At 65.0% G+C, this 18620-nt stretch carries 18 protein-coding genes and 1 tRNA gene; 10 read left to right on the top strand and 9 right to left on the bottom strand.

What is annotated here, in order from left to right; genetic code table 11:
* Positions 1–145 precede the first annotated feature (145 nt).
* From lptF to GV035_RS12930, 3 genes are read left to right on the top strand one after another with little or no spacing between them, the layout of a single operon-like run.
* Entirely contained in the window at positions 146–1243 is a 1098-nt protein-coding gene (gene lptF, locus GV035_RS12940) for an LPS export ABC transporter permease LptF (protein ID WP_159835482.1), read from the top strand.
* Positions 1244–1247: 4 nt separating this feature from the next.
* Positions 1248–2396: an LPS export ABC transporter permease LptG gene (lptG, locus tag GV035_RS12935; RefSeq protein WP_159835481.1), complete on the top strand. Its 1149-nt coding sequence runs from the start codon at positions 1248–1250 to the stop codon at positions 2394–2396.
* Between the two features lie 26 nt (positions 2397–2422).
* Positions 2423–2794: a sirohydrochlorin chelatase gene (locus tag GV035_RS12930; RefSeq protein ID WP_159835480.1), complete on the top strand. Its 372-nt coding sequence runs from the start codon at positions 2423–2425 to the stop codon at positions 2792–2794.
* A 61-nt stretch (positions 2795–2855) separates the two neighbouring features.
* Here the strand turns inward: GV035_RS12930 and cobA are convergent, their stop codons facing one another.
* The 6 genes from cobA to GV035_RS12900 form a co-directional block, all read right to left on the bottom strand.
* Positions 2856–3614, bottom strand: coding sequence for a uroporphyrinogen-III C-methyltransferase (gene cobA / locus GV035_RS12925; protein WP_159835479.1), 759 nt, complete (start codon positions 3612–3614; stop codon positions 2856–2858).
* Positions 3615–3638: 24 nt separating this feature from the next.
* Positions 3639–4952: a sulfate adenylyltransferase subunit 1 gene (locus GV035_RS12920; protein WP_159835478.1), complete on the bottom strand. Its 1314-nt coding sequence runs from the start codon at positions 4950–4952 to the stop codon at positions 3639–3641.
* 28 nt (positions 4953–4980) lie between these two features.
* Positions 4981–5943 (bottom strand): sulfate adenylyltransferase subunit CysD, encoded by a 963-nt coding sequence (gene cysD, locus GV035_RS12915; protein WP_159835477.1) that lies wholly within the window; start codon positions 5941–5943, stop codon positions 4981–4983.
* 80 nt (positions 5944–6023) lie between these two features.
* Complete coding sequence (locus GV035_RS12910) at positions 6024–6755, bottom strand: phosphoadenylyl-sulfate reductase (protein ID WP_159835476.1); 732 nt, start codon at positions 6753–6755, stop codon at positions 6024–6026.
* A 3-nt stretch (positions 6756–6758) separates the two neighbouring features.
* Positions 6759–7298 (bottom strand): DUF934 domain-containing protein, encoded by a 540-nt coding sequence (locus GV035_RS12905; RefSeq protein WP_159835475.1) that lies wholly within the window; start codon positions 7296–7298, stop codon positions 6759–6761.
* A 10-nt stretch (positions 7299–7308) separates the two neighbouring features.
* Positions 7309–8985, bottom strand: coding sequence for a nitrite/sulfite reductase (locus tag GV035_RS12900; RefSeq protein ID WP_159835474.1), 1677 nt, complete (start codon positions 8983–8985; stop codon positions 7309–7311).
* Positions 8986–9202: 217 nt separating this feature from the next.
* Between GV035_RS12900 and GV035_RS12895 the strand changes: the two genes are divergently transcribed.
* From GV035_RS12895 to GV035_RS12885, 3 genes are all read left to right on the top strand, one after another.
* Positions 9203–10144 carry a CysB family HTH-type transcriptional regulator gene (locus tag GV035_RS12895; RefSeq protein WP_159835473.1) on the top strand — a complete coding sequence of 314 codons (942 nt, stop codon included), beginning with the start codon at positions 9203–9205 and terminating at the stop codon, positions 10142–10144.
* A 55-nt stretch (positions 10145–10199) separates the two neighbouring features.
* Positions 10200–11360: an ABC transporter substrate-binding protein gene (locus GV035_RS12890; protein WP_159835472.1), complete on the top strand. Its 1161-nt coding sequence runs from the start codon at positions 10200–10202 to the stop codon at positions 11358–11360.
* Positions 11361–11424: 64 nt separating this feature from the next.
* A tRNA-Leu gene (locus tag GV035_RS12885) sits at positions 11425–11509 on the top strand.
* Between the two features lie 102 nt (positions 11510–11611).
* On the opposite strand, the gene GV035_RS12880 is transcribed toward GV035_RS12885, so the two are convergent.
* Together GV035_RS12880 and GV035_RS12875 are read right to left on the bottom strand one after the other, a co-directional pair.
* Positions 11612–12175 carry a hypothetical protein gene (locus GV035_RS12880; RefSeq protein ID WP_159835471.1) on the bottom strand — a complete coding sequence of 188 codons (564 nt, stop codon included), beginning with the start codon at positions 12173–12175 and terminating at the stop codon, positions 11612–11614.
* A gap of 399 nt (positions 12176–12574) precedes the next feature.
* Positions 12575–12943, bottom strand: coding sequence for a hypothetical protein (locus GV035_RS12875; RefSeq protein WP_159835470.1), 369 nt, complete (start codon positions 12941–12943; stop codon positions 12575–12577).
* Between GV035_RS12875 and GV035_RS12870 the strand changes: the two genes are divergently transcribed.
* The 3 genes from GV035_RS12870 (at position 12942) to GV035_RS29100 (ending at position 16440) form a co-directional block, all read left to right on the top strand.
* The gene (locus tag GV035_RS12870; RefSeq protein WP_159835469.1) at positions 12942–15254 is read left to right on the top strand and encodes a hypothetical protein; all 2313 of its coding nucleotides are present in this window, start codon (positions 12942–12944) and stop codon (positions 15252–15254) included. The two genes, GV035_RS12875 and GV035_RS12870, sit on opposite strands and share 2 nt — an antisense overlap.
* 143 nt (positions 15255–15397) lie before the next feature.
* Positions 15398–16108 carry a pseudouridine synthase gene (locus GV035_RS12865; protein WP_159835468.1) on the top strand — a complete coding sequence of 237 codons (711 nt, stop codon included), beginning with the start codon at positions 15398–15400 and terminating at the stop codon, positions 16106–16108.
* Positions 16109–16263: 155 nt separating this feature from the next.
* Positions 16264–16440 (top strand): hypothetical protein, encoded by a 177-nt coding sequence (locus tag GV035_RS29100; protein ID WP_201303969.1) that lies wholly within the window; start codon positions 16264–16266, stop codon positions 16438–16440.
* Here the strand turns inward: GV035_RS29100 and GV035_RS12860 are convergent.
* On the bottom strand, positions 16437–17462 hold the full coding sequence (locus GV035_RS12860) for an NAD-dependent epimerase/dehydratase family protein (protein WP_159835467.1): 1026 nt from the start codon (positions 17460–17462) through the stop codon (positions 16437–16439). The two genes, GV035_RS29100 and GV035_RS12860, sit on opposite strands and share 4 nt — an antisense overlap.
* Positions 17463–17543: 81 nt before the next feature.
* Here GV035_RS12860 and GV035_RS12855 point away from each other — a divergent pair, with 81 nt between their 5' ends.
* A complete protein-coding gene (locus GV035_RS12855; protein WP_159835466.1) occupies positions 17544–18575 on the top strand; it encodes a CDP-6-deoxy-delta-3,4-glucoseen reductase in 1032 nt (343 codons plus the stop codon).
* The last annotated feature ends 45 nt before the right edge of the window (positions 18576–18620 follow it).

Here is an 18620-nt window from a genome sequence, read left to right as displayed (position 1 = left end):
TAAAATCCAGGCTGAAGGATGAAAGCCGCAATTATCCGCTATTTTTACCGCGGCGGTCACAGGCTCGCGGCGCCGGGGAACGAAGCTGCAGTCCCCGGGTCAGTCAACGCGTAGCCGCATCGCCGCCGGCCTCAAGCAGAAATCAATGATCTTCGAACGCTCCCTGCAGCGCGAACTCGCGTATACGGCCGGCGCCGTATTCATGGTGCTGCTCACGATCATGCTCACGACGATGATGATCCGCATCGTCGGCTTCGCGGCGCAAGGTCAGGTCGACCCGCGCGATGTCGTGGTGCTGATCGGGCTCACCGTCATCGGCTATCTCGCCGTCATGCTGATCGTGACGCTCTTCGTCTCCATTCTCTTCGTGCTCACGCGCTGGTATCGCGACTCGGAGATGGTGGTCTGGCTCGCCTCGGGCGTGAGCCAGACGCAGCTCATCAAGCCGATTGCCGTGTTTTCCACGCCGATCATCATTCTCATCATCTTCTTCGCCTTTATCGGCTGGCCGTGGTCGAATCAGCAGAGCAAGCTCATCAAGGCGCGGTTCCAGCAGCGCGATGAAGTGTCGCTGCTCGCGCCGGGTCAGTTCCGCGAATCGCCGTCGAGCCATCGCGTGTTCTTCATCGAGAAGATGTCGCCGGATCAAGGGCACGTGGAGAACGTGTTCGTGACGAGCACCGAAGGCGGCAAGGTCAACGTGATCGTGTCGAAGAACGGCCACACTGAGACACACGCCGACGGCGACCGCTTCATCGTGCTGGAAGACGGGCGGCGCTACGACGGCACGCCCGGCCAGCCGAACTTTCGCATCATGGAGTTCGCGCGGTACGGCGTGAAAATCATGAATCATCAGGTGGTCAACACGCCGACCACGACCGGCATTGCCACGCCTGATCTGCTTGCCCATCCGACGAAAGAGAACCTCGCGGAATTCGCCTGGCGCCTCGGCTTGCCGCTCATCGCCATCAACCTGATGCTGCTCGCCATTCCGCTGTCCTATCAGAACCCGCGCCGCAGCCGGACCATCAATCTCGTCATGGCGGTGCTGATCTATCTCACGTATTCGAACCTGCTGAACGTAGTGCAGTCGTGGATCGAACAGGGCAAGCTCTCGTTCGGCGTCGGCGTTGTCGGACTGCATGTGCTGGTGCTCGCGCTCGTCGCGTTCATCTTCTGGCTGCGCGTGCGCAACCGGCCGCTCTTCACGCGAGCGAGCTTCACGCGCTCGAAGGGAGCCTGAGCCCATGCGCATCTACGAACGTTACTTCGCGCGCCAGATTTATCTCGCCTTCATCTTCATTCTGTTCGCGTTTTCCGGCCTGTTCTTCTTCTTCGATCTGATCAACGAACTGAACACGGTCGGACACGGCAACTACAAGTTCACGCTCGCGGTGTTGCGCGTGGCCTTGCAGACGCCTTCGCGCTTCTACGAAATCATTCCGGTCGCGGCGCTCATTTCCGCCATCTACGTGTTCGCGCAGATGGCCGCCGCATCGGAATTCACCATCTTTCGCGTGTCCGGACTTTCGACCGGCGCGGCGCTGCGCTCGCTTTTGAAGATCGGCGTGCCGATCGTGCTCGTGACGTACATCATCGGCGAAGTGGTCGGGCCGTACGCCGACCAGTTGTCCGAGCGCGTGCGGCTGGAGGCGCTGGGCTCGTCGGTGTCGTCGAACTTCGAGTCGGGCGTCTGGGTGAAGGACACGCTCACCGCCAAGGAAAACGGCGAGCAGGTTACGCGCTTCGTGAATGTCGGCACGCTGAATCCGGATACGACCATCGCCAACGTGCGAATCTACGAGTTCGATTCGAAGTTCCGGCTCTCGAACGTACGCATCGCGAAAAGCGGCGTGTACGCGCCGCCCGGCCACTGGAAGCTCACGGGCGTGACCGAAACGCAGCTCGTGGATGCGCAGCCGCAGACCGCGAATGCCGGCGACGCGCTGAACCCGGTGTATCGCGGGAAAGAAACGGCGCTGCCGCAGTTCTCGTTGCGTTCGGAATTGACGCCGCAGATTCTTTCGGTGCTGCTGGTGTCGCCCGATCGCATGTCCATGTTCAATTTGTTCCGCTATATCCAGCACTTGACCGAGAATCATCAGGATACGCAGCGGTATCAGATCGCGTTCTGGCGCAAGATTCTGTATCCGTTCGCGGTGTTCGTGATGCTGGTGCTGTCGCTGCCGTTCGCGTATCTGCACACGCGGGCGGGCGTCGTGGGCGTGAAGGTGTTCGGCGGGATCATGATCGGCATGAGCTTTCAGTTGGTCAATACGCTGTTCTCGCATATCGGCACCTTGAACACGTGGCCCGCGCCGATCACGGCGGCGGCGCCGGCGCTGGCTTACCTGGCAATCGGCTTGCTGGGTCTCAAGTGGGTCGAGCGGCACTGACGGCCGCTTACGAGGAGAGAAACGCGATGAACACGCACGGCATCATTCTGTTCGGACATGGCGCACGCGATCCGCGCTGGGCCGAGCCGTTCGAACGCCTCGCCGCAAAGCTGCGCGCATTGCGGGGCGATCCGGTGTCGCTGGCTTTCCTCGAATTGATGACGCCGGACTTGCCCACGGCCGTCGCGACGCAAGTCGCCGACGGCTGCGACACGATCACCGTCGTTCCGGTGTTTTTCGGGCAAGGCGGACATGTGCGGCGGGATCTGCCGGAAGTCGTGACGCAGTGCCGCGCGGCGCATCCGGGCGTGGCCATTCAGTGCGCGACGGCGGTCGGCGAGGATGATGCGGTGCTCGATGCGGTGGCGGCGTACTGCGTGCGGCAAACGGGCGCGTAAAGCGGACATAAAAAAAGCGCACCGTCTCTGATGCGCTTTTCGTTTTTCGCCAGCCTGAGAATCACGCCGCCGCCCGCATCCCCTTAAGATGCGCCTTCGGCTTTCCCGCCGACGCCCTCTCCTTGAACGCCTCGCCGATCATCAGCAGACTCGGCTGCGACGGGTCCAGCCACGCCTGCGCCTCGCCGAGCGCCATGCGCGCGAGCGTCAGCGTCAGCGTGCGTTCGCGCGGCGTGCTGCACGCCTCGACAATCGCGACCGGCGTCGAACCCGGCCGCCCGGCGTCAATCAACTGCTGGGCGATATCCGCCGCACTGTCGCGGCCCATGTAGAAGACGAGCGAATCCGCCTTCGCCTGCTCGCGGATGTCTTCGCTGTCGGCGGCGCGGCTGTGCGTCGCGAGCGCGACACTGCGCGATACGCCGCGCAAGGTGAGCGAACGCCGCAGCGTCGCGGCGCTCGCCAGCGCGGCCGTGATGCCCGGCACCACTTCGTACTCGATGCCCGCTGCTTCCAGCGCGCGCATTTCCTCGTCGGCGCGGCCGAAAAGCATCGGATCGCCGCCCTTCAGACGGACGACCACGCCATGCTCGCGCGCCGCATCGACGATCTGCTTGTTGATGAAATGCTGGGCGGTCGAACGCTGTCCGCACCGCTTGCCGACCGCGATTCGCTTCGCGTTCGGCGCGTAGTCGAACATCGCCGGCTCGATCAGCGCATCGTGGAGCACGACATCCGCTTGTTCGAGAAGGCGCATGCCGCGCACGGTGATGAGATCCGCCGCGCCCGGCCCCGCTCCGATCAAATAGACCTTACCCATGTGCATTTCGTCCGTCATCAGGCATCAAGCCGCGATTTCACGAATCATACCGGCCGCGACCGTGTGATGCGTCGCCTCGTCGATCAGCACGAATGCGCCGGTGCCCTGATGCGTATCGTACTCGTCCGCGACGATCGGCTTTTGCAGCGTGAGCGCCACGCGGCCGATGTCGTTCATCGCAAGCGTCGTGCGATCCACCGAATGCGACAGCGTATGCACGTCCAACACCTGCTTCACTGCGCCGACGCGCGCGAACACGGTGTTGGTCGTCTGCTTCAGCAGATATTTGCGCTGCGGCGAAAGCGGCTCTTCGTCGAACCAGCAGAGATCGGCTTCGAGCTTCTTCGCAGGCGCGACGGCCGCCGTCGCCGGGACGAACGTATCGCCGCGCGACACGTCCACGTCTTCGGTCAGACGGATCGTCACGGTCTGACCCGCGAACGCGCGATCCACCGGCGCGACGCCGCCCGGCACCGGCGCGATGATTTCCGCGACCGTCGCCTGGCGATTCGCCGGCAGCACGTTGATCGCGTCGCCCACGCGCACTTCACCCGCCTCGACGCGGCCCATGTAGCCGCGGAAGTCGTCGGCCTGCGAGCCGTCCTGGCGCGCGACCCATTGCACCGGAAAGCGCAGCGCCTGATCGTTCGGCTGCGCGACCGGCAGCAATTCGAGCAGATCGAGCAGCGGCTCGCCCGCGTACCACGGCATGCGTTCGCTCGCGCTCACGATGTTGTCGCCCTTCAGCGCCGAAACCGGCACGAAGCGCACATGCTCGAGACCGAGCTGGCGCGCAAGCGCGACGTACGCATCGCGGATCTCGTTGAAGCGCGTCTCGCTGTATTCGACCAGATCCATCTTGTTGATCGCGACGATCACGTGCTGCAAGCCGAGCAGCTTCACGATGGCGCTGTGGCGCTTGGTCTGCGGCAGCAGTTGCGCTTCGCCGTTCTCGAAGGTGACGCGCGTCGCGTCGACGAGAATGATCGCGGCGTGCGCCGTCGATGCGCCCGTCACCATGTTGCGCGTGTACTGCTCGTGGCCCGGCGTGTCCGCGATGATGAACTTGCGCTTCGCCGTCGCGAAATAGCGATACGCGACGTCGATCGTGATGCCCTGCTCGCGTTCGGCTTCGAGGCCGTCCGTGAGCAGCGACAGGTCGATTTCATCGCCGACGGTGCGCTTGTTTTTGGCGCGCGAGATCGCCGACAACTGGTCGGACAGGACCGCCTTGCTGTCGTACAGCAGGCGGCCGATCAGCGTGCTCTTGCCGTCGTCGACGCTGCCCGCCGTGATGAAGCGCAACACGCCCAGGTCTTCCGCTTGATAGATGCTCATGATTCGTTGGTTCCTTGGAGCGTGATGCTTAGAAATAACCTTGCTTCTTGCGCTGTTCCATCGCGGCTTCGGACGCTTGGTCGTCCATGCGAGTCGCGCCCCGCTCGGTAATCTCGGTCACGGCCGTTTCCGCGATGATCTTCTCGACGTCGTCGGCGTCGCTCGCCACCGGGCACGTGCAGCTGATATCGCCGACCGTGCGGAAGCGCACTTGCGCGATCTCCGGCGTCTCGCCTTCGCGCACCGGCGTGAGCGGCGTCACCGGCACGAGCAGCCCGTTGCGGCGCACGATTTCGCGTTCGTGCGCGTAGTAGATGGACGGCAGTTCGAGCTTCTCGCGCGCGATGTACTGCCACACGTCGAGCTCGGTCCAGTTCGAAATCGGGAACACGCGCAGATGCTCGCCCGCATGCAGACGCGCGTTATAGATGCTCCACAGTTCCGGGCGCTGCGCCTTCGGGTCCCACTGGCCGAATTCGTCGCGGAACGAGAAGATGCGCTCCTTCGCGCGGGCCTTCTCTTCGTCGCGGCGCGCGCCGCCGATCATCGCCGTGTAGCCGTATTGCTCGATCGTTTCGAGGAGCGTCACCGCTTGCGCGGCGTTGCGCGAATCCGTTTCGCGGCGCAGGCGCACGGTGCCCTTCCTGATGGAATCCTCGACATGGCCGACGACCAGTTCCGCGCCGATTTCCGCCGCGCGGCGGTCGCGGAAGTCGATCACTTCCTGGAAGTTGTGGCCCGTGTCGATATGCACGAGCGGAAACGGCAGCACCGTCTTGCGGCCCGCGCCGAGACCGAAGGCCTTGAGCGCCAGATGCAGCACGACGACCGAATCCTTGCCGCCCGAGAACAGCAGCGCGGGCTTGCTGCACTCCGCGACGAGTTCGCGCAGGATGTGGATCGACTCGGCTTCGAGCCAGTCGAGATGGTCCATCCGCGTCGCCTGATTGACGATCGGGGCAGTGACGTTGGGGTCGAGCGTGGTGCTCATGTTCGTCGATCCTTTTTTGTGCGGCATGGTTCGCCAGGCCGCGTTCAGTAACAGGGTTCAGCCGGCGTCTGTGCGCCTTGTCAGATCGCGGAGCTTGGCGCTTCCTCGACGATCTTGATGCTGCTGATATTCGTCATGTGCAGGCCGCATTCTTTCGTATCGCGCGATTCCCACCACCAGCGGCCCGCGCGGCTGTCCTCGCCGGGACGCACGGCGCGCGTGCACGGCTCGCAGCCGATGCTCGGATAGCCGCGCGCATGCAGCGGATTCACCGACACGTCGAACGCCTTGAGGTAGTCCCACACGTCCGTTTCGGTCCAGTCCGCGAGCGGATTGAACTTCGCGATGCCGCGCGGCGCGTCATGCTCTTCCTCGTGCAGTTCGGCGCGCGTCACCGACTGCTCGCGGCGCTGGCCCGTGACCCACGCGGAGACATCGGCGAGCGCGCGGTTGAGCGGCTCCACCTTGCGGATATGGCAGCAGCTCTTGCGCAAGTCGATGCTCTCGTAAAACGCGTTCAGGCCGTGATCGCGCACGTACGCATCGACAGCATCGGCCAGCGGATGAAGCTGCTCGATGTCGTAGCCGTAGCGTTCTTTCACGCGGTCGATCATGCCGAGCGTTTCCGCGTGCAGGCGCCCCGTGTTCAGCGAAAAAATGCCGATGCCGACCTTGCGCGAAAGAATCGCGTGCGTGAGCACCATGTCTTCGGCGGCAAGGCTGCTGGCTAGCTTGACGCGCTCGTGGCGCGCTGCGATGGAATCCAGCAGCGCGTCGAGGCGTTCAACCTTGGCTTGCAATTCTGGCGTCATGCCTCAGGCTCCGAGCGTGGCGAGCACCGCGGCGCGGCGGCGGAACAGCGGTTCCGGATTGTCGTTCGCGCCCTGATACAGCTCGGTGAATTCGTTGAACGCGTTGAGCGCGTCGTGAATGTCCTTGTCCGCGCGCACGGCGAAGGCGTCGAAGCCGCAGCGGTGATGGAAGAACACCTGATCGCGCAGCACGTCGCCGATGGCGCGCAATTCGCCCGTCCAGTTGTATCGCTCGCGCAGCAGACGGCCGATGGAAAAGCCGCGGCCATCGCGGAATACCGGGAAATCGACCGCGATCACGGCGATTTTGTCGAAGTCAGGCGCGAGATCGGCGGGTTCGTCGTCAGGCGCGAGCCACACGCCGAGCGATTCCTTCGCACGCGATGCTACGAGCGAGTCCTTCGCGTCCTTCCAAAGCGCGAACGGCACGATCACCTTGCCGGCGGGAAGCGCATCGGCTGCCGGGAGCACGCCGTCGTCGCCCGCGCGCACGACGGTGAAATCGTCTTCGACGACCGCGCGGTTCTTGATAATCAACGTCATCTGCAGATCCTTAAGCGTGGGCTTGGCGCGCTGCGTACACGCGCTCCTTGAACGGCGCGATGCCGATGCGGCCGAACGTCTCGATGAAACGCTCGCCTTCCATGCGGTTGTCGACGAAGGTGTCGATCACGCTCGACACCACGTCCGGCATCTCATGCGCCGAGAACGACGGCCCGATGACCTTGCCGAGATGCGCGCCGGTCGCGCCCGAGCTTTGCTCGCCGCCGAGCGTCACCTGATACCACTCGGAGCCGTCCTTATCGACGCCCAGCACGCCGATGTTGCCGACGTGATGATGACCGCACGCGTTCATGCAGCCCGAAATGTTGATCGACAGGTCGCCCAGGTCGTAGACATAGTCGGCGTCGTCGAAGCGTTGCTGGATCGCCTGCGCGATCGGGATCGACTTCGCATTCGCGAGCGAGCAGAAATCGCCGCCCGGGCACGAGATGATGTCCGTCAGCAAGCCGATGTTCGCGCTCGCGAAACCGATTGCCTTCGCGCGCTCCCAGATGGCGTACAGGTCGCGCTTCTTCACGTTGGCGAGAATCAGGTTCTGCTCGTGCGACACGCGGATTTCGCCGAAGGAAAACTCGTCGGCGAGATTGGCGACTTCGTCCATCTGCTTGTCGGTGGCGTCGCCCGGCGCAATGCCCGTCGGCTTCAGCGACAGCGTGACCGCCGCGTAGCCCGGAATCTTGTGCGGGCGCACGTTGCGCTCGATCCAGCGCGCGAACGGCTTGCTTTCGATCAGATGCTTCTCATACGAGGCATCCGTGTCCGCGAGCTTTTCGTACGCGGGCGGCGCGAAGAACTTCGACACGCGCTCGACTTCGTCCTGCGTGAGCGTCGAGGGGCCGTCCTTCAGATGCTGCCACTCTTCTTCGACCTGCTTCGCGAACTTCTCGGGCGACAGCGCCTTCACGAGAATCTTGATACGCGCCTTGTACATGTTGTCGCGGCGGCCGTAGCGGTTGTAGACGCGCAGCACGGCTTCGCAGTACGTCAGCAGATGCCGCCACGGCAGATCTTCCTTGATGACCGCGCCGATGATCGGCGTGCGACCGAGCCCGCCGCCCGCGAGAATGCTCGCGACGACTTCGCCCTCTGCGTTCTTCTTCAGATACACGCCGAGATCGTGAATCTGCACGGCCGCGCGGTCTTCCGCCGAGCCGCACACCGCGATCTTGAACTTGCGCGGCAGCCACGCGAATTCCGGATGGAACGTGGACCACTGGCGCAGGATTTCAGCCCAAGGACGCGGATCGACGGCTTCATCCGGCGCGACGCCCGCGAACTGGTCCGCCGTGATGTTGCGGATGCAGTTGCCCGAGGTCTGGATCGCGTGCATTTGCACCGACGCCAGCTTGCGCAGGATTTCCGGCGTTTCCTCGAGTTCGATCCAGTTGAACTGGATGTTCGTGCGCGTCGAGAAGTGGCCGTAGCCGCGGTCGTGCTCCCGCGCGATGGTGGCGAGCACGCGCAACTGGTCGGAGCGCAGGTTGCCGTACGGAATCGCGATGCGATGCATGTACGCGTGACGCTGCATGTACAGGCCGTTTTGCAGCCGCAGCGGACGGAACTCTTCCTCGCTCAATTCGCCCGACAGACGCCGGCGCACCTGATCGGCGTACTGCGCGACTCGTTCGTCAACGATTCGCTGGTCGATCTGATCGTATTGGTACATTCGGGGGCCCCAAGTTTTTGTTTAGCCGCCGGCGTCCTAGGTCACGCCGTGCGTCAGATATCCATTGATTCGCCGAAGCGCGCAGCGTTCAGACGGAACGCTTATTTGCTCATGACGAAAACAGCTATGGATATTGGAAAAATTGGACTGATAGTAATAAACCTGCTATATATTGCAAACGACTGAAAAATTACTTTGATATGCGCGTGGGTTATAAATGAATCTGCATCAGTTCCGCTTCGTGCGCGAGGCCGTGCGGCAGAACTTCAACCTGACGGAAGCGGCGAAGGCGCTATTCACATCGCAGCCGGGCGTGTCAAAGGCGATCATCGAGCTGGAAGACGAGCTGGGCGTCGAAATCTTCACGCGGCACGGCAAGCGGGTGCGGTCGCTGACCGAGCCGGGGCGCATCATTCTCGCTTCGGTCGAGAAAATCCTGCAGGAAGTGGAGAGCTTGAAGCGCGTCGGCAAGGATTACGCGGCGCAGGATCAGGGCAATCTCGTGATCGCGGCGACGCACACGCAGGCGCGCTACTCGCTGCCCGCGGCCATCGCGGAATTCAAGAAACGCTTCCCGAAGGTGCATTTGTCGATCCTGCAAGGCAGTCCGACGCAGGTCGCCGAAATGGTCATCCACGATCAGGCGGACATCGCCATCGCGACCGAAGCCGTCGCGAACTATAAGGAACTGGTGTCGCTGCCCTGCTTCCAGTGGCAGCATCTCGCGGTCATGCTGCCCGACCATCCGCTGCTGGAACGCAAGCAGCTCACGCTGGACGACCTCGTGCAGTACCCGCTCATCACGTACGAGGCGGCGTTCGCGGGGCGCACTAAGATCAATCACGCGTTCCATCTGCGCAATCTGACCCCGGATATCGTGCTCGAAGCCATCGACGCGGACGTCATCAAGACTTACGTCGAACTGGGCCTCGGCGTCGGAATCATGGCGGATATCGCGTTTAATCCCGAGCGCGACCGTCATCTGCGCGCGATGCCGGTCGGGCATCTCTTCGGCACGAACGTCACGCGGCTCGCGCTCAAGCAAGGCGCCTATCTGCGCAGCTATGTGTACACGCTCGTCGAACTGCTGTCGCCGTCGATGAACCGCAAGCTGATCGAGCAGGCGCTTTCCGGCGAGCACGAAAGCTACGAACTCTAAAGGCGGCGGCGCAATGCCGCCCACAAGAACACGAACTTTCCTGGAGACCTTTCCGATGACGTTGTCGAAACTCACGCGCCGCCTCGCCGCCGGCGCCGCGCTGGCTGTGCTCTGCGCCGCCGCGCACGCCCAGATCAAGGTGGGCGTGGATTTGTCGAGCACCGGGCCTGCTGCGGCCATCGGCATCACGAGCAAGAACGCCATGCTGATGTGGCCGAAGACCATCGCCGGGCAGGACGCGCAGTACATCATTCTCGACGACGGCTCGGACCCCGGCGCGGCGGTGCGCAACATCCGCAAGCTGATCACCGAGGACAAGGTCGACGTGATCGTCGGGCCGAACATCACGCCGGCGGCGCTCGCGGCGCTCGATCCGGTCGCCGAATATCAGACGCCGATGATCACGCTGATCGGCTCGGCGTCCGTCGTCGAACCGCAGGAAGGCAAGAAAGTCTGGGCGTTCAAGATGGCGCAGACCGATCGCGCGATGGCCGACGTGATGACGCGCTATATGTCGAATCACGGCGTGAAGACGGTCGGATTCCTCGGCTTTGCGGACAGTTACGGCGATAGCTGGCTGTCCGAATTCACGAAGTTCGCGGATCTTCGCCATATCAGGATTGTCGCGACCGAACGCTTCAACCGCACGGACGCGAGCGTGACCGGCCAGGTTCTGAAGCTGATGTCCGCGAAGCCGGACGCGGTGCTGATCGCGGGCGCGGGCACGCCGACGGTGCTGCCGCAGCGCACGCTCGTCGAGCGCGGCTACAAGGGCGCGATCTACCAGACGCACGGCATCGCGACGCCGGAGTTCATCAAGCTCGGCGGCAAGGACGTGGAAGGCACGCTCTTTCCGACGCAGCCGGTGGTCGTCGCGCGCACGCTGCCGGCGAATCATCCGTCGAAGAAGGCGGCGCTCGCCTTCGTCAACGCTTATGAGGACAAGTACGGCAAGGGCACGGTGACGCAGTTCGCCGGCGATGCGGCGGGCGTTTATCCGCGCCTTCAGGACGCCGCGGCGCGCGCGCTCAAAGCCGGCAAGCCGGGAACGAAGGAATTTCGCGTCGCGCTGCGCTCCGAACTGGAACACGCGCATGAACTGGTCGTGCCGAACGGCGTCGTCAATACGAGCGCCAGCGATCACGTCGGTCTGGACCAGCGTGCGAGCGTGATGGGCGTCATTCGCAACGGCGCGTTCACGTATCTCGGTCAGTGATTCGTGGACGCCCGCCGCTGCTTGCCGAGCGCGCGGTTTTGGGTCATAATCGCCGACTCAGCATGCCCAGGTGGTGAAATTGGTAGACGCAGGGGACTCAAAATCCCCCGCCGCAAGGCGTGCCGGTTCGATTCCGGCCCTGGGCACCAGAGATTTACGAAAAAGCCGCTCATCGAGCGGCTTTTTTGCATTTGGGCGGCTTGGGGTTGATGTCGCAGGGCTTTGCCGTGGGAGTGGACGCGCCGCGACAGCTAGCCGTGCATTCTGCGCGCGCCGCCCTCTTCGCGGTTGACATCGGCGCTTGCGGTCTTCGCGTCCTTGTCGCGCCACGCCTGCACCTTCGCCGCGCCGCCCTCTTTGCCGTTGATATCGGCGGTCGCGGTCTTCGTGTCCTTGAGCGCGCCGACGCTCGCGGCCAGTTGCTTCGCGCCGTCGTCGCGACACGCCTGCACCTTCGCCTCGCCGCCCTCTTTGCCGTTGACATCGGCGGTCGCGGTCTTCGCGTCCTTGAGCGCGCCGACGCTCGCGGCCAGTTGCTTCGCGTCCTTGTCGCGCCACGCCTGCTCCTTCGCCGCGCCGCCCACTTTGCCGTTGACATCGGCGGTCGCGGTCTTTGCGTCCTTGAGCGCGCCGACGGTCGCGGCCAGTTGCTTCGCGCGCTTGTCGTGCCACGCCTGCACCTTCGCCGCGCCGCGCTCTTTGCAGTTGATATCGGCGGTTGCGGTCTTTGCGTCCTTGAGCGCGCCGACGGTCGGGGCCAGTCGCTTCGCGCGCTTGTCGTGCCACGCCTGCACCTTCGACGAGTGTCGCGGCAAGTTTGCATGTTCTGCTCGTGATCTTTCGTGCGCTTCCAGATGCGTCGGTTTGGGCCTTAGCTCGCGTGTCGTGCGGGAGTTTTGACACGACGGCACGCGCGAGCGTGCCGCCAACGTCGCTCGGCAGAGCCGATCGCGACCTCCGGCAACGCGGCGAGTCCATTGATTCGTCGCATGCCGAAGCTCCTTGCGCAAGCAGCATTGCTTCGATTTCCTCACTGATGAAGCGGCTCGGCTCGCGGCTTCTCATTCCTGCGACGTCGCGCCAGACAGTAGCGCGTTCTCGCGCAGGCATGAGCCGACGAGCGCGAAGCGATAGTCAGCGCACGAAGTCATTCGACGCAGACACGGCCTTGTCTGCTGCTCATCGGTCCATCAGCCACCCGTTCGGCGGGACGCTCATGTCGCGCCTATCCCGCCGTTTCGCGGACGAGCCAGCAACACCGAGCCATCCGGAAACGCCAAGGCGTACTCATCGTTCCGTCCGGTCGTGCCATTCATCGGCACGCACGACACGCTGCATACAGAAACGCGCGCACCCACGTTATCCCTGACGCGATAATTGCGCGAATGTGCGCAATCGCTTAGACGCATTGCAGCCGGCGTCGCAAGAATGAGCGTTGAATCGGCGTCGCGGCATCCCGGCGCGGGGCGTGTCACGAGGACGCGCGCCTGCGCGGCAATCTGGTTTCGGATTGCCATGGATACGCCGCTGCCGTGATCTCGCTTCGCGCGTTGCGCGAGCCATAACTCGAACGAGCGCGCCATGACGCAACCCGAATCTTCGCTGACGCTGGATGCCGTCATCTGCGGCCGATGCCACGCCATCTCGCCGGCCGACGAGCACACCTGTCCGTACTGCGGCGCGGACCGCCACGGTGCAGTGTTCACGAGCGTCGCCGACGCGGCAGCCGTGATACCGACCGAAGAACCGTACGATTTCGTCGATCTGCGCGACACCGGCTGGCTCACGCGGCTCGCGCGACGCAAGATGGTGACGTCCTACCCGAGCCTGGCCGAGCCCGGCGACGAGCCTGTCGCCCCGGTGCGGCGGCCGGCGCGCAAGCTCATGGCGGTGCTAGTGAGCGGCGTGGTGGCAGGCGTGGCGGCGGGTGCGTATCTCTACGTTCAGCACGATGCAGGCGTCGTGCCGACGAAATCGGTCAGCGCGGCGGGCGCTGTCGGCGAGAATGCGTTCGAAGCGCAAGGCCATGGCGACGCGGCCCGCCCGACGCTCGCGCGGCGCGGCAGCGAGGAATCGAGTGGCGACGCGCAGTCGCAGCCGGCGCTTGCGAGTGCGGGTGCGACGGGCGATGCACCGCGCAGCGCATCGGGGGCCGGCACGCTCGAACGCTCCCACTCATCACAGGGCGACACGGCGACCGGTCGCGTCGTTTCGCAGACACGTTCGGCTGCGGTTCCCTCGGCGCCTGCACGCTCCGCCGCATCTGCAAGCGCGAGCGCGACGGCGCACGCTACGGTCTCGCCATCGACGGACAAAACCGCCGCGGCGTCGGCATCGGCGACCGCTCCGTCTGCGACTCTTGCGCAGACACGCACGTCTGCGTCTGCAAGTGCGGTCGCGACGGCTCGGTCTACGACCATCGCCTCGACGGACAAAATTGCCGCGACACCAGCAGCAGCCGAAGCCCCGACGACGAAAGCCACTGCGCCCCGCTCGCCCTCGCAAGCAACGACTGCTGCGGCGACTGCATCGGCCGGGCCAAGCGTCTCCGCGCCCACAGGAGCGACGATGGCTCGCGCCGCGCCGACAGCCGCCGCGCGGTCGACGCCCAGCGCATCCGTTTTCGCGGCCAGTGTTCCGGCTTGGAGCGAACCGGCGCAGTTGAGAGCGAATGCGACGCCGAGCGCATCGACCGCGCCGATAGCATCGCTGCCGGCGGACCGTTCAGCGCCGGGCCTTGCGCCGCAGGCGCAAACGGCGGCGACGCACCCGGCACCGGCTTCTTCGATCGCCTCGCTGCCGGCCAGCCGGTCAGCGCCAAGCCTTGCGCCGCAGCCGCAAACAGCCGCCACGCATCCGGCACCAGCCTTACCGATGGCATCCCTGCCGGCGAACCATTCAGCGCCGAGCCTTGCGCCGCAGCCTCAAACGGCCGCGACGCACCCGGCACCGGCTTCTTCGATCGCATCGCTGCCGACCAGCCGTTCAGCGCCGAGCCTTGTGTCACAAACGGCGGCGACGCCTCCGGCACCGACTTCTTCGATCGCCTCGCTGCCGGCCAGCCGGTCAGCGCCAAGCCTTGCGCCGCAGCCGCAAACAGCCGCCACGCACCCGGCACCAGCCTTACCGATGGCATCCCTGCAGGCGAACCATTCAGCGCCGAGCCTTGCGCCGACGCCTCAAGCGGCGGCGACGCACCCGGCACCGGCTTCTTCGATCGCATCGCTGCCGACCAGCCGTTCAGCGCCGGGCCTTGCGCCGCAACCCCAAACCGCGACGGCCATGCCCACCAAGTCGACCGCAGCCACCACCACCGCAACATCAACGGCGCGCCCCAAAGACAACGCCCCGCAGGCAACGGCATCCGCCACCGAACCCGAACGGACGACTCCACCCGCCGTCGCGCGCAACATCGTCGCGGTGCGGCAGGCGCTCGCTGCGCGCGATCTCTCCGCCGCACGCCGCCACATGCGCGGCCTGTACACGAATCAGGCGCTCAGCCCGGAAATCCAGCAACTCGCCGCCGATGTCACCCGTCAGGAACGCGCACGCGACAGCGCCATCGCGAACGTCCGATCGTGCTCCGTGAATCGCGAGCCCGCGTGCGCCGTGCGCAACGCCCGGCGCGCCGTGGCGCTCGATCCGCGCAATCCGCAGGCGCAGACGCTGCTGCGTCAGGCGACGGCCGCGCAAGCTGAAGCCAACACCGCGTACTTCCGTCAGGCGAGTGCGTTGCCCGCGCCCGCGCAGGCGGCCATGACCTTCGACGGACGCTGGAGCGTCGCGGGCAGACACGGTTCCGCGACGAGTCAGCAGGACCGATCATCATCGACCTTCACGATTTTCGGCCTGGGCGTGCCGACCGTATCGAAGGGGCGCGGCGACGCGCATTGAGGCGGGCGAGGCCGCGAGCGGCGCTCCACGCGCCCGTTCGGCATCAATGAGCTGCCGCCGCGCCGCACGCCGGCGGCGGCGCGCGCAGCTCACGTGCGGAACGCGCCGCTTGCTAGAATGCGCCCTCCGTCCTCACTCCTCCGATGGACCTCGAATCGCTCCTCTTCTCGCAAGGCTTCGGCTCGCGCCGTCAATGTCGCGGCATCATCGCGGAAGGCCGCGTGTGCATCCGAGGCGAAATCTGCGCCGATCCGGACGCGAATGTCGCCGTCGCTGAATCGCCGGACTTCGAAGTCGACGGCCGCGTCTGGACGTATCGCGAGAAGGCGTATATCGCGATGAACAAGCCCGCAGGCTACGAATGCTCGCGCGATCCGCAGCATCACCTGAGCGTGTTTCATCTGCTGCCGCCGCAGTTGGTCGAGCGCGGCGTGCAGCCGGTCGGCCGGCTCGATCAGGACACGACCGGCCTGCTTCTTCTCTCCGACGACGGCGCGTTCGTCCACGCTTTCACGTCGCCCAAGCGCAAGGTGCCGAAACTCTACGTCGCGACACTGCGCCATCCGCTCGACGACGCCCAGGTCGCCAGCCTGCGCGACGGCGTGCTGCTGCACGGCGAGACCAAGCCGAGCGCCGCGCTCGCCGCGCATCGTCGCGACGAGCGGCTGCTCGAACTGACCGTGCTCGAAGGCAAATACCATCAGGTCAAGCGGATGGTCGCGGCAGCGGGCAATCGCGTCGAGAAACTGCATCGGGAGCGCGTCGGCGGATACGCGCTGCCGGCGTCGCTCAAGGAAGGCGAATGGCGCTGGCTCGATGCCGACGATCTCGCGGCACTGCGCGCCAAAGACTGACGCGATTCCCGCCCGCGCCTTGCAGCGGTCATTGATCATGCCAATCCGTACAAGCCCCGACGCGCTGCCGCTGCGTCGCAGCATGCCTTCTTCGCGCGGCGCTCATATACTCGTCTTACGGAATCAAAATCACTAGAAGAAAGCAGGAGGGCATCATGGCTTCCCACTTGAGCGTCGCGCTGGTTGCGTTCGTGGCGTTGAGCGCCGTCGTGATCGGGATATTGGGTGTGATCATGCACGTGCGTCATCGCTATTCGCCGAATCTGATCGGCGCATTGATCGGCGCGCTGTTGTGCTTCGTCCTGCTCGAAACGATTCCTGCGCTGATCTAGCGCCCTGTCGTCCGCGCGCGCGAGCGCAGAAAATCGTCGACGGTCGGATGGCGCAGCGCATAACGCAATTCGCGTTTCATCCGTGTGTTGGAAAGACGCCGCGATTCCCGCATGAACGAGAGCGTGACCGGTTCCAGACGGGCTTCCGCCTCCTTCCGCGTGATGCGTGGCACGCGCGGCAGACCGTACGCATCGGCGACGCGATCGAAATAATCGGCCATGCGCAGGTCCGTGTCGTCGGACGCGTTGATTGCGCGCTGCGGCCGGCCGCGCCCAAGCGCGCGCACGAGAATGGCGGCGAGATCGTCGGCGTGAATGTGATTCGTGTAGACGTCGTCGCGTTCGATGAGCGCGGGCATCGCCCGTTCGATGCGCGCGATCGGCAGGCGATTCTCCGCGTAGATGCCGGGAATCCGCACGATCGACACGCGCCAGCCGCTTCGCGCGCCCACGCGGCGCAACTGCTGCTCCGCCGACACGCGCCGACGTGCGCGCTCGTTTTCCGGCCGCGCGGGCCGCGTTTCGTCGATCAGCGCGCCGCCGCAGTCGCCGTAGACGCCCGTGGTGCTCGCATAGACGAAGCGCAAAGGCGCGCCGCGCGATGTGGCTCCAAAAGGGGCGTCGGGTACAATGAAAGACGCTGCGCGCCACGCACGATGCGAGGCAACGGCGGTCTGCGCGCCACGCGCAACGGAACGGCGCGGCGCACGCAAGGCTGCAAGCAAGGCACGCGTGCGGCGGTCGGTGTCGCCCTCGCGCTGAGGCGGCGCAAGGTGCATGACGCGCCGCGCGTGCCGCGCGATACCGGCGAGCCTGCGAAGGCTGCGCCTGGCATCGAGGTCGCCCGCGATCGGCACGGCGCCTGCCGCGCGCAGTTCGGCTGCGCGTTCCGGATGATGCGTGAGCGCGATCACGCGAGGCGCCACGGCCCGCGAACGCAAGAGCGGCAGCGCGCGCAGCCCGACATCGCCGCATCCGACGATCAGCACGCGCGGGCGGCGCAAGATTCGAGTGGCGATCATGCCGAGCATTGTATCCGCCGCTCGCCTGACGCGTTCCGGCGTCATCGAGAGACACATTCACCCATCGCACGAAATCGATCTATGGCATTCAACGTAACGCTCCGGCAAAGCGGCCGGCAGTTTCAGGTGGAACCCGACGAACCGGTGCTGACCGCGGCGCTGCGTCAGGGCATCGGCCTGCCCTACGGCTGCAAGAACGGCGCTTGCGGCTCCTGCAAGGGCGCGGTCGTCGAAGGGAACGTCGAGCAGGCGCCGCATTCGTCGTCGGCGCTCTCCAATGACGAAAAAACGCGCGGCATGGCGCTTTTCTGCTGCGCGACCGCGCAGAGCGATCTGACGATCGACGTGCGCGAAGTCGCGGGCGTCGGCGATGTGCAGGTGAAGAAGCTGCCGTGCCGTGTGAACGCGCTGCAGCGCCGCGCGGACGACGTCATCGAACTGAAGCTGCAACTGCCCGCCAACGAGCGCCTTCAATATCTCGCGGGGCAGTACATCGAATTCATTCTGAAGGACGGCAAACGCCGCAGCTATTCGATGGCGAGCCCGCCGCATCACGAAGGTCCGCTCGAACTGCACATTCGCCACATGCCGGGCGGCACGTTCACGGACCACGTGTTCGGCGCGATGAAAGAGCGCGACATCCTGCGCTTCGAAGGCCCGCTCGGCACCTTCTTTCTGCGCGACGAATCCGACAAGCCCATCGTGCTGCTCGCATCGGGCACGGGCTTCGCGCCGATCAAGGCGATCATCGAACACGCAGTCTTCAAGAACCTGAACCGCCCGATGACGCTGTACTGGGGCGGCCGTCGCAAGAAAGACCTGTACATGATGGACCTCGCCGAGCAATGGGCGAAGGAAGTGCCGAACTTCAAGTTCGTGCCGGTGCTGTCCGAACCCGAGTTGCGCGACGGTTGGACGGGGCGCACGGGCTTCGTTCATCGCGCTGTCATCGAGGATCTGCCAGACTTGAGCGCGTATCAGGTGTATGCGTGCGGCGCGCCCGTGATGGTGGAATCCGCCCAGCGCGATTTCACGCAGCATCACCGGCTGCCCGAGGACGAGTTCTACGCGGATTCGTTCACGAGCGCAGCGGACCTCGCGCATCCGGTCTGAGGGCCCGCGCGGGCCGCGCATGCCGCCGGCGCGCGACAAATCGAC

The sequence above is a fragment of the Burkholderia sp. 8Y genome (assembly GCF_902506145.1).
Classification (GTDB): Bacteria; Pseudomonadota; Gammaproteobacteria; order Burkholderiales; family Burkholderiaceae; genus Caballeronia.
The sequence above is the reverse complement of the archived record's forward strand: the minus strand, read 5'-3'. Positions and strand labels throughout refer to the sequence as shown.